Here is a 16,003-nt window from a genome sequence, read left to right as displayed (position 1 = left end):
GCGAATGGCCGGCTAGTCCCGCACGTCGTTGACGGCGATTACCGTCAACCTGGTTCCATCAACCGTAAAGGATATGTCGAGCCCGGCGTAGGCCAGATGGTAGACGCGGTTTGGCTCGTGTTTGCTACCCGCGCGGCGCGGATCTTGGCGAAGGACCTCGGCCAAGCCGGGGAGCTTTGTGGACGGGACCATCTCCTGCAGCGCTTGTGGAAAGTCAACATCGAGCTCTTGCCACGGCGCATCCTCAATCCAGCCGCCGGTCGCATCCGGGTGGCAGTCCGCAAACGGAATGTAGGGCTTGATATCGTAGATGGGCGTGCCGTCGCGCAGGTCCGCTCCCAGCACATGGACGATGGGACCGTCGTCGGTAAGCTCGACATGATCGAGCTTGACGCAGGTAAGACCGATGGGATTGGGGCGAAACGGGCTGCGCGTGGCAAATACGCCCACGCGCTCGGCTCCACCTAAGCGCGGCGGACGCACGGTCTTCGACCACTTGGCGTTGGTGCCGGACCTGTTCTGCGTCTTGGCATCGACGGCGATGTCTTCGGCCGTGCCGCCGGGCGTTCCGTTTTCAAAGCGCCAGAGCAGCCACAGGTGAGAGAAGGAGTCCAGACCCTCAACTGACGCGCTGGAAGCATATTCCGGCTCAAAGACAATGCGCCCCTCAAGATGGGGCGCCAAAAAGCTGTTGCGCGGGATGCCGAACTTCTGCGGCAGGTCGGTATGTATGTGTGCAATAGGTTCCATGTCGGTCATTGTACGGCACAGGCGAGGGCAACGGGCCACGATTGCCTGTCATCGCCATCTGCATGCAACCAACGGTTGCTTGGAAGGGCGTCGGCCGCCGCGTATGCTTAACCCAACAAACAGCAGAAAGGAGCCGTTATGGCCTTTGCAGAAAAACTCATCGCCGTCCGCCGCGCCAACAATCTCACTCAAGAGCAGCTCGCCGCCAAGCTCTACGTCACGCGCCAAGCCGTCAGCCGTTGGGAGCGCGGCGAAGTCACCCCGGGCATCGACATGATGAAGCTCATTGCCGCCGTAACCGGAGAGCCGCTGTCCCACCTGCTCGAAATGCCCGAGCACTATTGCCAGAGCTGCGGCATGGTGCTCACACCCGACGACTGCGGCACCGATGCCGCGGGCGCCGCGACCGACCATTACTGCAAGTGGTGCTACGACCGCGGTAAGTACACCTATGAGACCACGATGGAGGCAATGATCGAGGATTGTGCCCCGCGGCTGGCACAAAACACCGGCATGTCGCTCGACGAAGCCGTCTCGCTCATGGGTGCCGTGCTGCCGCAACTGGAGCGCTGGCGCACCGTGCACGAAAACGAGGAGCGCTACGGTGCCGAAGCGCGAGCGCGCTATGGCGACGAGGCGATCGACACCGCAAACGAAGCGCTGTTGGATATGGACCCCGAAACCTGGAACGACATGAAAGAACTCGAGCGCGCGATTCTGGGCCAGCTCTCGATTGCCATGGACGACGGCGACCCAAAGAGTAACGAAGCCCGCAAGCTTGTCGCAATGCACCGCCGATGGATTGGCCTTAACTGGGGACACGAGCCCCAAGACAACGCATACCTAGGCCTCGCCCACGGCTACCTTGCCGATCAGCGCTTTGTTGACTACTACGACAAGCCCTGCGGCGCAGGCGCCACGGCGTTTTTGGTTCAGGCCATCGAGTCGTCCCTGGCTCGCGCATAGACCACGGCGGCTTTGGGTATCTCAATCGAAACCTCAACCGATTGGAGACCCATGGCTACTGATCACGAGCTCGAGCTGTACGTTATGACCGGCTGCCCGTATTGCATAAAGGTCAAGCGCTTCCTGGCCGATAACGGCTTGACCATCCCCGAGTGCAATATCTCGACCGATTCCGATGCCGAGCAGACGCTTATCGCCGTCGGCGGCAAGCGCCAGGTTCCCTGCCTGTTCATTGACGGCGCACCGCTCTACGAGTCGGGCGACATTATCGCGTGGGTACAGAAGAATCTGCTCTAGCACGCAATTGCAGTCGGCTCGCCCCGACGTCCAAGCCCATACGACCCAAACATGTACGCCAGCATCCAAAGTCGACATTTTTCGACATCTTTGGATGCTGGCGTACAGCTTTTTGCATGGGCCCAGCACAGGCGATCCGTTCTTCTCCGTCCCCAAGGGATCATTTAGCCACAAAAGCGGGCGATGGGCGCAAGTGGCTGCTCGCGAAAGACACGCTCGACGGCGGCACGGTATTCATCGACCTTTTTGGTCTTGCGTACGAGCTTGTGAACGGTCGCGGGATCGGCGAAGGCGCATTTGGCGTAGAACCACCACTCCTTCATGCGAAAGACCGCGTTGCCCCCAATCTCGTCCGCATAGGCCGCAAACAGCATGTCATGGAAGCGTTGCAGCTCAGCGGCGGTAGCGGCAGGGTCGCCCTTAACCATGCGAGCCAGCGCGGGATTCGCAAGCAAGCCGCGCCCCAACATTACGTGGCGTGTTCCGGGATAGGCCTTCACCAGCGCATCCATGTCCTCAAGATCAAAGATGTCGCCGTTATAGGCCACGGGGAACGGCGCCCGTTCCAGCGTCTCGCCGTAAAACTCTTTGCGCGGTGAGCCCGTATAACGGTCCTTTTGCACGCGCGGATGCACGATCAACTCCGCCAGCGGCATGCGGCAATACAGATCGAGCACGCGCTCGTACTCGTCATCGCATTCGAGCCCCAGTCTGGTCTTGACCGACACCGGCAACGGCGACCGCTCGCACACATCGCTTAAGAACGCCTCGAGCTCGTCGAGATTGCGCAAGAAACCCGAGCCCTTGCCCTTGGCGACAACCGTTCCCGAAGGGCAACCCAGGTTGAGATTGACCTCGCGGTAGCCCATGTCGGCGAGCACCTGTGCCGCCCACACAAACTCGTCCGCATTCTTGGACATCAGCTGGGGCACCACGTTAAGTCCCTGGTTATTAGCAGGGTCGATCTCTTTAAACGCCTTGCCGCCAAAGCGATTGCCCACCCGCGGCGGCGGCAAAAACGGCGTGTAATAACAATCGAGCGCGCCGAAGCACTCCGCATGCACGCGACGGAACACATGCCCGGTAATGCCCTCCATAGGGGCCAGCGATAAATACATCAACATCCATTCTCAAATCAATGTGACAAAGGAACAGTCCCTTTGTCACATTATTCGGAGCGTAGGGCTTCCACGGGGTCTTTCTTGGATGCACTGCGGGCAGGTAGCAGGCCAGCAACGACCGTCAGTAGCACCGAAATTGCGATGAGCATCAGCGCGTCTTGAACGGGCAGGCTCATCAGATTGGGAACCTGCTTGGCCGCAAGCGCCCAGGCATTAACCGGAAGGCTCACAGCCACCACGACGACAATGGCAAAGACGCCGGCAATGAGGCCTTCGATAAAGGTCTCGGCATTGAATACGTTGGCCACGTTACGCTTCGATGCGCCAATCGCGCGCAGGATGCCAATCTCCTTTTTGCGCTCCAGCACGCTGATGTAGGTGATGATGCCGATCATGATGGAGCTCACCATCAAACTGATACTCACGAATGCGATGAGCACCAAGCTGATGGTGTTCACGATGTCGGTCACCGAACCCATGATGATGCCCATGTAGTCGGTGTACGAGATCGCCTGTTCATCGTGGCCAGTGGCTTTAACCTGCTTGTTGTACGCATCGATGTGATCGAGTACGCGCTCCTTGGCCTCAAAGTCACGCGGGAAAATCTTGACCGAGATGGGGTCTGCCTCGTCCGCATAGCCCAACGTGGTCAGATTGTTATCGTAGGTGAGCTTTGACGCCTTGGCATAGCTCATCATGAGCGAGCTCAGGTCCTCGGCGTCCATGTTGAAGTGAATGGCACGAGCGAAGGCACCCGCATCCACGCGCATGGCGCTCGCCAAGTTGGCAAAACTCGAAGACATCTGCGTCGCCATTTGGTCCATAAGTCCCGCCGCACCCATCTTGAGCTGGGCCGATACCGTCATCGCGATCTGCTCGCTGATTGTCTTGGTCACCTGATCCATAGACTGCTGCAGATACGGAGCCAGCTGCTTTTGCACATAGTCGGTCATCGCGTGCTCAAGACGCTCGGCCAGGGCATCGCCGCCGAGCGCCTTGAGCTGAGCCAGGTATTGCTGGGCGTCGGCATCATGCTCAAGATACGTCGAGAAAGCGGCAGCAAGCTTTGACGCGTCTTTAAGATCTTCGGGCGACAGCGCCTTAAACTGATCCGACTGTATAAAGCCCTCAAACAGCTGGTTGGCAAGCGTTCCCACCTGCTGCATTTGCTCGGGTGTGAGCTCCAGACCGTCAAAGATGCCCGAGAAATCTGGAGCCGGCGCTTTGGCCATGATGTCGCTGAAGTCGATGTCCTTCCCAACGCCCGAAAGGTCAATGTCCAGACCGGACAAGTCGATACCAGAAAGGTCCATACCGCTGGCCGCACCCGAGAGCGCAGACGTATCGAGCGAGAACGCGCTCTTTAGCGCCGCCTCGTCCACGCTGAACATGCTGCCCAGATCAACGCCTTGCTTGGCCTCGCCTTGCAGCTCATCAAAGGTTTTACCCGTAAAGACATCCGTCTCGGGGCGGGCAAGCTGCTCCTGCACGATCTGCGAATCGGCAGCGCGCTCCATAAGCTGGCGAGTCAGCGCATGCGTGTAGGCAATGCCCGGGGACAATGCACTCGCGTTAGCCGTCTCGTTGGGTCGCACCACGCCCACAATGCGCACGTCGATACCGTCAGCAACCTTGGACGCCATAAAGTCGGCATCGCCAGACATGTCAGTCCACATGCCGGTCTCTTCGTTTTTGCGATAGGCATCGGCCGGCGACAACACCTTAAATGTCGTGGACAGCGCATCGTCGTAGGTAAAGTCGGTGCCGGTCTCGGGCGTCTCGACCTTGCCGTCGGCCGTCATGGCGCTGTTGACCAGGTCATTGAGCTCATCGATATCCAGCGCACCGATGCTATAGAGCGTATAGTCGCCCACCGTGCCGCGGCTCGAAAGCACCATCACGGCCTCGTTGGCGGACGTGGGCCAATGGCCGGCAACGACATCGTACTGGCTGTCGAGCAGGCTCTGGTCGTCAATCATCTCGTTAAAGACCGAGGTTCCCATGGAATCCATGCTCACCGTTGCCGCCGAGCTCGCGCCTCCGCTCATGGCCTCGGTCATGGCGTTGGGCACCAGCCGGACAGGCTTCTCATCGCCCTTGCCGGCACGATAGACAACCGGCGATACACCGTAGCCGTACTGAATGGCGTTGACCTCTTTATCGATGCCGTCGCCACCGGCATCGAGCCATGCCTTAAAGCTCGTCATGTCATTGGACTTAACGCTCGCAAACATATCCTTTACGGCCGTGACCACAGGAATCTTATCGGTTCCCTTAGCCTCGCCGCCGGCACTGTCGTCGGACGAATCCACGCTTTCAGACGAACCGTCATCCGTGGCCCCCTCTCCGCCCATCATGGACGACAGGTCGTAATCCTGCTTGGAAATGCTGAGTGGGTAGCTCGAGAGCGTGTCCTCCTCAACCTTTTTGATGTAGCCGTTTACGCCATTGGAGAGTGCCAGGATCGCCGCAATGCCGATAATGCCAATCGAGCCCGCAAAGGCCGTCATGGCCGTACGGCCCTTCTTGGTCATGAGGTTTCGGGCAGAAAGCCCCAGCGCCGTCATAAAGCTCATCGAGGTTTTGCGCGTAGGCTTGGCCTCGCGGCGCGCGGCCTTGGCAACATCAAAGGGGTCGGAATCGTCGGTGATCTTGCCGTCCGCCAGGTTGACGATGCGCGTAGCGTACTTGTACGCCAGCTCGGGATTGTGCGTGACCATAATGACCAGACGGTCGCGCGCCACGTCCTTGAGCAAATCCATGACCTGCACGGATGTCGTTGAGTCTAGGGCGCCGGTCGGCTCGTCTGCCAGCACGATCTCGGGGTCGTTGATCAGGGCGCGGGCGATGGCCACGCGCTGCATCTGTCCGCCCGATAGCTGGCTCGGGCGTTTGTTAACGTGCTCGCCCAGGCCAACTTTCTCCAACGCCTCGCGCGCACGCTGGCGGCGCTCGGCATGCCCCACACCCGTGAGCGTGAGCGCCAACTCAACGTTTTCCAAAATGGTCTGATGCGGAATGAGGTTATAGCTCTGGAACACAAAGCCAATGCGATTGTTTCTGTAGGCATCCCAATCGCGGTCGCTGAAGTCCTTGGTCGAGATGCCGTCGATCAGCAAGTCGCCGGAATCAAAATGATCGAGTCCACCAATGACGTTGAGCATCGTAGTTTTTCCCGAGCCCGAGGGACCCAGGATGGCCACGAACTCGTTATCGCGAAAAGACAGGCTTACGCTGTCGAGCGCCACCTGCGTAAACGACTGCGCAACATACCTTTTGCAAATATCTCTGAGATCCAGCATGGACGGCAACCTCTCCCCCGCCGTTCGCGTTCGACACGTTTGACCTACTCTATCAGCTTTTCTGCCGGTACCAGTAAGGAATGTAGCGAACAAAAAAACGGGACAGCACGCCGCATGGCGCACCATCCCGCGTATAACATCCCCGATGCGACAAAGAGGCTGTCACTTTGTCACATTCCAATGCGCGCTACTTTTCGAGCCCGCACGGCATAACGTTAGCGCTGCCGCGGCGAGCCTCAGTCACGGCTGCAAAGAAGCGATAGCCGCCCGAGAAGTTAAAGCACTCAAAGCCATGCTGCGCCAAAATGCGGCAAGCAATGTAGCTGCGAATGCCGCTCTGGCAAATCACGTAAACCGGCTTGGCCCGGTCGAGCTCGCCCAGGCGATTGCGCAGATCATCGACGGGAATGTTTACGAAACCATCGATATGCCCGCGCTCATACTCCCCTTCCGTACGAACATCGAGCAGCTGCACGCTGCCATCGCGTGGCAAGTTGGGCTCATCCTCCCAATGCCACTGCGCCAGTATGCCGCGATTGAGGTTCTCGATCATAAAGCCCGCCATATTGACGGGATCCTTCGCCGATGAATACGGCGGCGCGTATGCTAGGTCCAAATCCTTAAGCCTATCGCCGCGCATGCCTGCCTGGATGGCAGTCGCCAGGACGTCGATACGCTTGTCCACACCATCGATGCCCACGATTTGCGCACCCAGCAGGCGCAATCCCTGCTTCTCGAAGACAACCTTCATGGTCATGGGCGTTGCACCCGGATAATAACCCGCATGCGAACCGGGCGACAGGACCACGCTGTCGCAGTCAATTCCCGCCGCGTGTGCTGCCTTTTCGGATAGTCCCGTGCTTGCCGCCGTCAAGTCGAATACCTTGATAACCGATGAGCCCAACGATCCGAGGTAGCAGCTGTCCATGCCAGCTATGACATCGGCGACGACACGCCCCTGCTTGTTGGCGGGGCCGGCGAGCGAAATGACCGCGTCCTCGCCGGTCACCTGATGCGTGACCTGCACGGCATCGCCCACGGCATACACGTCGGCAGCAGAGGTCTCCATGCGGTCGTTGACCACAATAGCCCCCTTGATGCCCAGTTCGAGCCCCGCCTCTTGCGCCAGATGGCTCTCAGGTGCCACGCCAATGGCAAGCAGCACCATATCGGCTCCGATAGGGTCATCGCCCGCAACATGGGTGACAACGCGGCCATCAACTTCCTCAAAACCTGTCACATCGGCCTTGAGGCGCAGATCGATACCGTGCTCACGCACCTCGGTATGCAAAAGGGTCGCCATGTCGTAATCCAGGTTGTTCATAAGCTGGACGGGACGCTGCAGAAGGGTCACCTGGAGCCCCAGCTCACACAGATTCTCCGCCGTCTCGACGCCAATGAAGCCGCCGCCGATCACGACGGCACTGCTCGGTCGCCGCTCTCGAACATAGCTGTGAATACGCAGCGTGTCCTCAACGGTGCGTAGGCTAAAGATTTTATCCGAGTCGATGCCCGGCAACGCAGGGCGGATCGGCTTTGCACCCGGCGACAGGATGAGCTTGTCATACGTCTCGACAAATTCCTCGCCCGTCAGCATATTGCGAACCTCGACCGTATGCGAATCGGGATGGATGGCAAACACCTCGTGACTCGTCTTGACCGCAATGCGAAAGCGATCCCAAAAGCCCTTGGGAGACTGCAGCGTCAATGCGCTCTCTTCTTCTATCACGCCGCCAATGTAGTACGGAAGCCCACAGTTGGCATACGATACAAAACCCGTGCGCTCAAAGATGACAATTTGGGCCTGCTCGTCGAGTCTGCGCAAACGTGCCGCCGCCGATGCGCCGCCCGCGACGCCTCCAACGATAACCACCTTCATAGCTAACGCACCACCTTTCCCGTGTAGCCGCTTATGCCGCCGATATTCTTGACACTGCCATACCCAGAACGCTTAAGAAAACTCACAGCTTGGTTGCTTCGCGCACCGCTCAGGCAATGCACGAAAAGCTGCGTGCCCTTGTCTGGATACAGCTCAAGCACCTGGTTGATACGATTGAGCGGAACGTTGACGCTGCCCGGAATGTGGCCCTGTCCATACTCGTCAGCACTCCTCACGTCGAGCAGCACCGCCCCCTTAGAAGCCTTCCATTCCTGGACGCCCACATTAATGTCCGGTCCTGCAAACAAATCAAACAATCCCATAGCGCACTCCTTTGCTGGTTGCTTTGGGCAAGTATGCCAAGGCACTGCGGTCGCGTTCTGTGACCAAGTCACCAAACGGAAAATATGTTGCCGACGGCAGATGCAGCTGCGCGGTAGGTCTAGACCAACCGTGCTAACCCATCTACATCACGCACGATAATCCGTCCGCGCCTAATCTCGATGAGCCCGTCCTGCGCAAGACGTCGCAGAGCGCGCGTCACCGCTTCGCGCGCAGAGTTGATGTCGCGTGCAAGCTCGTCTTGCGTTACGGCAACTTCTGCTGTGCCCGCAGCTCGGCAATGCTCGAGCACGTAGCTGGCGACGCGCTGATCGAGGCGCTTAAAGAGCATCTGCTGCAGCACGCATACCACCTGGGAGTAGCGCTTCACCTCAACCTGGAGCATAAAGGCCTTAACGTAGACATTATCGCGGGCGAGCTGGGCACACACGCTCGCAGGCACCACCAAAAGCGATGACCTGCGTGCTGTAACCACCATGGTGTCAAATGAAATCTGCTCGATAACGCACGAGGCCGTGGTGACACAGCACTCTCCGCAGCCAACCCTAAACAGCGTGACCTCCTTGCCTTCCTCGGAAAGCAGGCTCACGCGAATGTCACCTTCGATAATAAAGACAATGCCAGTGCAAGAATTTCCGCTGCTACCGATTATCTGCCCGGCATCAAAGAATCGCAGCGACGAGCGCTCTGCCACGAGCGTCTGCTCATCGGATGTAAGTTGTCCCCAAAACGGCAACCGCTCGACCATGCTGCCGACCATAGCCGCCCCCTTTCGACGTATACCCATGATGCTACCCCGAAGCAGAAAAAAGAGTCGCTGTTTCCAGCGACTCCCCTTCAGTTGTCTTTCCCACGGACTTACTGTTCGCTCTTCGCGAGCGCCTGCTCGATTAGCTTGTTGAGCGCCTCGCGCTGCTCAGCGGAGTTGATGCCGCCCATGATCGGCTCTCCCACAATGTTACCGTTCTGGTCGATCACATAGGTGGTCGGGAACGAGTACAGGTTGGAGGTGAACTTTCCGGCCTCGCTATCCGACTTAAACCAGATGTTTTTATACGTCACGCCCTTCTTGGAAAGCACGTCCTTGGCATCAGCCACCTCGTCTTTTTTGCCATCGAGCGTAAAGGAATTAACGCCCACGACCTGGCCGCCCTTCTCGGCAAGCTCCTTGTTGAGCTTCTCCAGATCGCCCAGCTCTCCCACGCACGGCTTGCAAGTGGTAAACCAGAAGTTCATGACGGTGACCTTGTTCTTGGAGAACAGCTCGTCGCTGTTTACATCGTTGCCGTCCAAGTCCTTGCCCTTAAAGCTGGGGAACTTCGTCTCCTCGCTCTCGCCGTTGGTCATGCCTGCGGTCGAAGCATCGACGCTCTTCCCCTCGCCGGGCGTGCTGCCACATCCGGGGAACTCCTTCTCCAGCGCCATGAGCTTGTCCTCGATCTCCTTGACCTGCTGCGCGCCCGCCTTAAGCGTCTTAAGCTCGTCAGCCGCAAACTGATCCTTGGCGCCCTCGATGGTATCGAGCAAGAAGTCACCGTAGTTCTTGCCGTCCTCAATCATGGGAGTGTCTTTGTTGGCCGCAAGGAACACCTTTTCCCATAGGGCGTTATCGCTCGCAAAGATCTCGTTTTCCTTTTGCAGCAGCTGCTGGTACAGCTCGGCCGCCTCCTCGGCACTCGACGGCTTTTGCGCTATGAGCTCGGCAATCTGCGCATCGCCGCTCGTGGCATCCTTCGCGTCGCCCTTGGGGGCAGAGCACGCCGCGAGAGTCAGCGCCAGCACGGGCAGCATCAACAGAGCCGCAATTTTTGACAGTTTCATGGTTCCTCCGTTTATATCGAAACTTATATAGGTACCTATTTGTTTTCGCAGGCTTGCGTGGACTGCGCGGGTTTGTCGCCCGTCAAACCCAGCCCGTAGCGAAAGCTAATAGCATCGACGGGGCACGCGCCCACGCATTTGCCGCAACGAATGCACTCGGCATGGTCGGGCGTACGCGTAACGTCCACGTCCATCTGGCACACCTTGGCGCACTTGCCGCACGAGACGCATTTACAATGATCAACCCGAATCCCCAGCAATGACACCTTGTTCATGAGCGCATAAAATGCGCCGAGGGGGCAAATCCATTTGCAGAAGGGGCGATAGAACAGCACGCTCAGCACCGCAACCACAATGAGGATCGCGAGCTTCCAAGAAAAGAGCTTTCCCAGCGCGGAGCGGATTCCCACGTTCATGATGGACAGCGGAATCGCGCCCTCGAGCACACCTTGCGGGCAGATGTACTTGCAAAAGAACGGGTCGCCCATACCCACATCGTTAACCACCAAGACGGGCAGCAGCACCACGGCAAACAGCAGCACGGCATACTTGATGTACGTGAGCGGCTTGAGCTTTTTCGTGGAGAGCTTTTTGCTGGGAATCTTATGAAAAAGCTCTTGTAGCCATCCAAACGGGCACAAAAAGCCGCATACAAAACGTCCCAGCAGCACGCCGATCAGAATGAGCGTTCCGGTGACGTAATACGAAAAGCTAAACTTAGACGAGCCCACCACCGACTGAAACGACCCGATGGGGCACGCACCCGAGGCCGCCGGACACGAGTAGCAGTTGAGGCCCGGCACGCAGACGGCTTTGCCCGCTCCCTGGTAGATGCCGCCCTTGGCAAAGTTAGGCAGGTGAATATTGGTCGCAAGCGTCGCCGCCGCCTGAATCAATCCACGAAATCGCGCTAAAAGATGCGATGCAGTGTTTTTTCTTTTATCCAATTCCGATACACTCCAAGCACAGCCTGATTGCCTTGGCCAGCACGGCATCTGCCTCGCCGCGCATAATTCCAAAGCCAACCATGGCTACCCCAACGATCAGCAAAGCCACCTGCGCCACAGGCTTAATCGCTTTGAACAATCTGACCACTCCTTTCGTTTCGCGACCCATTGGACCATACCGACTATAAAATCCGTGTTAAGCGTGAATGATTATGCAAGGAGAACGTTATACGTATCTTGGTCGTCGAGGACGAGCGGGCGCTGTGCGATGCGATCGCACGCAGCCTGCGCAACTTGGCCTATAGCGTCGACTGCTGCTACGACGGACAACAGGCCCTCGATCTGCTCGATGTCGAGACCTTTGATCTTGTTGTGCTCGACCTCAATCTCCCCCATGTCGACGGCATGACCGTGCTCAGGCAACTCAGGACAACTGATTGCGAGACCAAGGTGCTCGTGCTCTCGGCACGCGGCGAGGTCTCCGACAAGGTAGCGGGGCTCGGTGCGGGCGCCAACGACTACCTCACCAAGCCGTTCCATCTTGACGAGCTGGCGGCACGCATGCGCAGCCTCACGCTCGGGCGCTTTACGCAAAGCGACGTTGTTCTAACCTGTGGATCACTGAGCTTTGACACCAAGGCGCGCCTCGCCTCCGTGGGCGGCGAGGTTCTATCCCTCACGCGCAAGGAGACCGGCATCCTGGAATCCCTGATGCTTAACCAAGGGCGGCCGGTGCGCCAGGAAGAGCTTATCGAGCATGTATGGGACAGCAGCGTCAACAGCTTTAGCAACGCGACCCGCGTGCATATCTCATCGCTGCGCAAAAAGCTGCGCGGCGCGTTGGGGCACGACCCCATCCGCAACCGAATCGGCGAAGGCTACGTTATGGAGGACGGCAAATGAAGCGGCTGTCGCTGCAGTGGCGCATCACGTTGATGACGGCCTTACTGATATGTTCGACCTGCGTACTTATGAATTGCCTGGTTGGTTACTCCGGCATGCGCTACATGGACTCGATTGGTGCAGAAGCGGCGGCGCACAACAAGGTGGAGACCGCAGCGCCCAGCTCATTTGACCCGGCAAGCAAAGAGCTCGACGATGAGTTGACCATCGTCGTGAGCGACGCCCAAGCATCGTTTAGCGCGACGAGCTGGTGCATAACCGCGGCGGCGACGCTGCTCGGTGGCGTGCTAGCCTACTTCGTGAGCGGATATGCGCTGCAGCCGTTGCGCTCCTTTGCGGCGCAAGTCGAGAGCGTGCGGCCCGACAACCTCGCCGACACAAAGATCAGCGAGGACGTGCCCTCTGAACTCAGGCGCTGCAGCGCGTCGTTTAACGACATGATTTCCCGCCTTGACGAGGGATTATCCGCACAAAGACAGTTTACGGGCAATGCGGCGCACGAGCTACGCACGCCGCTCGCGCTCATGCAAGCCCAGGTTGAGTTGTTTTGCGCTGAGCACCCCGACGCCGATGCCGATACAGCGAGCCTGCTCCGGCTGCTGCAGGAGCAGACCGAGCGAATGACGCACATGACAAAGACCCTGCTCGAGATGAGCGAGCTGCGTAGTGTTCCCTGCAACGATGCGATTGACCTGGCGCCGATGATCGAAGAAGTGCTCACCGACCTGGCGCCCCTTGCCGAGCAAAAGGGCATCACGCTTGTAAGCAAGGGCGACGCGCAAACGATCGGCTGCGACACGTTGATCTATCGGCTACTGTTCAACCTGGTTGAGAATGCCATTCGCTACAGTGCGCCCAGCTCAACCGTGCAAATCGGCGCCCGTGCCGAAGGCGACCGCGTGCTGCTTCGCGTGCGTGACCAAGGGCCAGGCATTCCCAAGCAATACCAGACGAGCATCTTTCAGCCCTTCTTTCGTGTCGACAGATCGCGCAGCAGAGCATATGGCGGTGTGGGGCTGGGGCTTGCGCTGGTCTGGGAGATCGCCGCGCTTCACGGCGGCTCCATCGAGGTCGAAGAAAGCTCGAAGCGCGGAACGACCATGCTCGTGATTCTTCCCGCTCGCGCACCCGGCTCATTAAAATAACGAACGGGATGGCACGCCGTGTGGTGTACCATCCCGCACATAACATCGAAGATGTGACAAAGGGACCGTCCCTTTGTCACATCTGCTAGTTCTCGTCGCCTACCAGCTGAGTTAGCTTACTCCCACTCGACCGTGCCGACGGGCTTCGGCGTAAGGTCGTAGCAAACGCGGCAGATACCGGGGACCTCGGCGGTCACGCGTGCGGTAATGCGTTTGAGCAGCGCCCAGTCGAGCTCGGGCACCTCAGCGGTCATGACGTCGACGGTATTGATGCAGCGAATAATGCAGGGCCAGTCGTAGGCGCGCTTGCCCTCGCGCACGCCGGTGGCGCGGAAATCGGGCACCACGGCAAAGTACTGCCAGATGGTCAGACCGGCCTTGTCGATCTCCTCGCGCACGATGGCGTCGGCCTCGCGCAGCGCCTCGAGGCGGTCGCGGGTAATGGCGCCAAGGCAGCGGACGCCCAGGCCAGGACCGGGGAACGGCTGACGCTCAACCATGTTCTCGGGCAGGCCGAGCTCGCGGCCCACGACGCGCACCTCGTCCTTGTACAGCAGCTTAACGGGCTCGCAGAGCTCAAACTGCAGGTCCTCGGGCAGACCGCCAACGTTGTGGTGGGCTTTCACGCCGTCCTGCGACTCCAGAATGTCGGGGTAGATAGTGCCCTGGGCGAGGAAGCTGACCTCGTCGCCAACCTTGCGGGCCTCCTCCTCGAACACGCGGATGAACTCGGCGCCGATGATCTTGCGCTTGGCCTCGGGCTCGTCGACGTCGACGAGTTTATCGAGGAAGCGGTCGGTGGCGTCCACATAGACCAGGTTGGCGTCCATCTGGTTCTGGAACACGTCGACGACCTGCTCGCTCTCGCCCTTGCGCATGAGGCCGTGGTTCACGTGCACGCAGATGAGCTGCTTGCCGATGGCCTTGATCAGGAGCGCCGCGACGACCGAGCTGTCAACGCCGCCGGAAAGGGCCAGCAGAACCTTCTTGTCACCGATCTGCTCGCGGATTGCGGTGACCTGCTCGCCGATGAACACCTGGGCAAGTTCGGGAGTGGTGATACGCACCATATCGTCGGGACGCTTGTTGGGATCCATGCAGGGCTCCTTTTCGGTTCGATGGAACGCGCCGCGCATATGCAAACGCGCTGTCATATGCCCTCATTATATGCAGAGCAAGGTTCGTTTCCCATCGCTGCAACGGAGCTTTTTGCAGGGGTGGCAATTTTTCCTAATGTCGAGGTCAGCTAGACTTCGGTAGCTCCCTTGGGAGCATTGCCAATAGACTCTTCCTTTATTCGTTCGGCATAATCGTAGGCGATAACCACAAATTCCAGTCCCGAGCAACAGGAGTACAATTGCTGCTAATGTGGCCACCTGATGGAAGATGGAAGATGGACTGCGATAGTTACCCGCTCATTCCCATGCCGTTGATGTGCACCGCCTTTGTGCCGGGGCAGATTGACGCTGCGGTTGCAGGCATTTCCGACCCCGATTCACGCACCATCGCCACGGCAGAAGCGCTGTACTTTCGCGGACAGGCCACCCTCGCTGCCAAGACGGCGCGCCCCTATCTTGACGCCACCGATCCCGCGCTGCGCTATTCCGCATGCTTTATCTGCGGATATGCCAGTCTGTCGCTCAACCGTATCGCCGATGCCCGTCGTTGCCTTACGGGCATCCTCGATACGCCAACTGACGAGGAATCGCCCGCCGCTCACGCCACGCATATCCTGTTCGCCTCGGCCGCGAGTGTCCTGTTGCACTTGCCTTCCCCGTATTCTGCCGAAGAGTTTCATCCGCTTGCGGCGCATCTGCCCGAAGGCCTGCGCCTGTTCGCCAGCTACGTGATGGCGCACGCCTTGTATCTGCGCGGCGAATACGGCCGCAGTCTGGGCATGGCGGAAAACGCCCTGATCATGAAACAGGAAAGCTATCCGATCTCGGAACTGTTCCTGCACCTGGCAGCTTCCATGGCATACATGAGCCTCAAAGACGTCGACGCCGCAAAGGCACACTTCGGAGCCGCTTGGGACATTGCGCGTCCCGACGGCCTTATCGAGCTCATCGGCGAACACCATGGCCTTTTGCAAGGACTCATCGAGGCATGCCTAAAATCGCAATACCCTGACGATTTCGCACGCATCATCGAGATTACATATCGATTCAGTTACGGCTGGCGGCGCATCCACAACCCCGATTCGGGCGAGGACGTGGCCGACGATCTAACGACCACGGAGTTCACCATGGCCATGCTCGCCTGCCGTGGGTGGACCAACGCCGAAATCGCACGCCATATGGGCGTGTCGCCGGGCACTGTTAAAAACCGCCTATCCGGCGTATATGCAAAGCTTGGCATCGGCACGCGCGCCGAGCTGGTCGCTCATATGTTGCGTTAGCGACCGGGCTGCCAAGCGCATCGAACGCGATCCGGAGCCCGGCACTTCGCTCGCCTAAATTGGACATTTTGACCCTTGAACGGCACTACCGCCACGGGGCACCTTCTCGCAAAATTGGATTATTTCCACCGA

The 16,003-nt window shown here is 58.8% G+C and carries 15 protein-coding genes; 5 read left to right on the top strand and 10 right to left on the bottom strand.

Features of this window, described 5'->3' with window-relative positions:
* Positions 1–12: 12 nt before the first annotated feature.
* Positions 13–750, bottom strand: coding sequence for a tRNA (N6-threonylcarbamoyladenosine(37)-N6)-methyltransferase TrmO (locus DWX25_RS04455; RefSeq protein WP_233505606.1), 738 nt, complete (start codon positions 748–750; stop codon positions 13–15).
* 138 nt (positions 751–888) lie between these two features.
* Here DWX25_RS04455 and DWX25_RS04450 point away from each other — a divergent pair, with 138 nt between their 5' ends.
* The gene (locus DWX25_RS04450; protein WP_117858857.1) at positions 889–1,716 is read left to right on the top strand and encodes a TipAS antibiotic-recognition domain-containing protein; all 828 of its coding nucleotides are present in this window, start codon (positions 889–891) and stop codon (positions 1,714–1,716) included.
* Between the two features lie 51 nt (positions 1,717–1,767).
* Positions 1,768–2,013 carry a glutaredoxin gene (locus tag DWX25_RS04445; RefSeq protein WP_117798961.1) on the top strand — a complete coding sequence of 82 codons (246 nt, stop codon included), beginning with the start codon at positions 1,768–1,770 and terminating at the stop codon, positions 2,011–2,013.
* A gap of 164 nt (positions 2,014–2,177) precedes the next feature.
* On the opposite strand, the gene DWX25_RS04440 is transcribed toward DWX25_RS04445, so the two are convergent.
* The 8 genes from DWX25_RS04440 to DWX25_RS04405 form a co-directional block, all read right to left on the bottom strand.
* Positions 2,178–3,131 (bottom strand): tRNA-dihydrouridine synthase, encoded by a 954-nt coding sequence (locus tag DWX25_RS04440; RefSeq protein ID WP_117734584.1) that lies wholly within the window; start codon positions 3,129–3,131, stop codon positions 2,178–2,180.
* Between the two features lie 50 nt (positions 3,132–3,181).
* A complete protein-coding gene (locus DWX25_RS04435; RefSeq protein ID WP_117807816.1) occupies positions 3,182–6,436 on the bottom strand; it encodes an ABC transporter ATP-binding protein/permease in 3,255 nt (1,084 codons plus the stop codon).
* Between the two features lie 187 nt (positions 6,437–6,623).
* Complete coding sequence (locus DWX25_RS04430; protein ID WP_117743321.1) at positions 6,624–8,315, bottom strand: FAD-dependent oxidoreductase; 1,692 nt, start codon at positions 8,313–8,315, stop codon at positions 6,624–6,626.
* Positions 8,316–8,317: 2 nt separating this feature from the next.
* Entirely contained in the window at positions 8,318–8,638 is a 321-nt protein-coding gene (locus DWX25_RS04425) for a rhodanese-like domain-containing protein (protein ID WP_117807818.1), read from the bottom strand.
* Positions 8,639–8,757: 119 nt separating this feature from the next.
* Positions 8,758–9,417: a Crp/Fnr family transcriptional regulator gene (locus tag DWX25_RS04420; RefSeq protein ID WP_158550203.1), complete on the bottom strand. Its 660-nt coding sequence runs from the start codon at positions 9,415–9,417 to the stop codon at positions 8,758–8,760.
* Between the two features lie 98 nt (positions 9,418–9,515).
* The gene (locus DWX25_RS04415) at positions 9,516–10,478 is read right to left on the bottom strand and encodes a redoxin domain-containing protein (RefSeq protein ID WP_117807820.1); all 963 of its coding nucleotides are present in this window, start codon (positions 10,476–10,478) and stop codon (positions 9,516–9,518) included.
* Between the two features lie 35 nt (positions 10,479–10,513).
* Positions 10,514–11,425: a 4Fe-4S binding protein gene (locus tag DWX25_RS04410; RefSeq protein WP_233505092.1), complete on the bottom strand. Its 912-nt coding sequence runs from the start codon at positions 11,423–11,425 to the stop codon at positions 10,514–10,516.
* Positions 11,418–11,564 (bottom strand): CD1871A family CXXC motif-containing protein, encoded by a 147-nt coding sequence (locus DWX25_RS04405; protein ID WP_197032826.1) that lies wholly within the window; start codon positions 11,562–11,564, stop codon positions 11,418–11,420. The genes DWX25_RS04410 and DWX25_RS04405 overlap by 8 nt, the downstream gene beginning before the upstream one ends.
* A gap of 89 nt (positions 11,565–11,653) precedes the next feature.
* On the opposite strand from DWX25_RS04405, the gene DWX25_RS04400 reads away from it, so the two are divergent.
* Positions 11,654–12,328 carry a response regulator transcription factor gene (locus DWX25_RS04400; protein ID WP_117743324.1) on the top strand — a complete coding sequence of 225 codons (675 nt, stop codon included), beginning with the start codon at positions 11,654–11,656 and terminating at the stop codon, positions 12,326–12,328.
* Entirely contained in the window at positions 12,325–13,473 is a 1,149-nt protein-coding gene (locus tag DWX25_RS04395; RefSeq protein WP_117794373.1) for a HAMP domain-containing sensor histidine kinase, read from the top strand. The genes DWX25_RS04400 and DWX25_RS04395 overlap by 4 nt, the downstream gene beginning before the upstream one ends.
* Positions 13,474–13,589: 116 nt before the next feature.
* Here the strand turns inward: DWX25_RS04395 and guaA are convergent, their stop codons facing one another.
* Complete coding sequence (gene guaA, locus DWX25_RS04390) at positions 13,590–14,570, bottom strand: glutamine-hydrolyzing GMP synthase (RefSeq protein WP_117743326.1); 981 nt, start codon at positions 14,568–14,570, stop codon at positions 13,590–13,592.
* Positions 14,571–14,866: 296 nt separating this feature from the next.
* On the opposite strand from guaA, the gene DWX25_RS09515 reads away from it, so the two are divergent.
* Positions 14,867–15,871 (top strand): helix-turn-helix transcriptional regulator, encoded by a 1,005-nt coding sequence (locus DWX25_RS09515; protein WP_199407122.1) that lies wholly within the window; start codon positions 14,867–14,869, stop codon positions 15,869–15,871.
* Positions 15,872–16,003: the final 132 nt, after the last annotated feature.

Origin of the sequence: Collinsella sp. AF18-8LB, from assembly GCF_003459795.1 — a bacterium.
Lineage (GTDB): Bacteria > Actinomycetota > Coriobacteriia > Coriobacteriales > Coriobacteriaceae > Collinsella.
The sequence above is the reverse complement of the archived record's forward strand: the minus strand, read 5'-3'. Positions and strand labels throughout refer to the sequence as shown.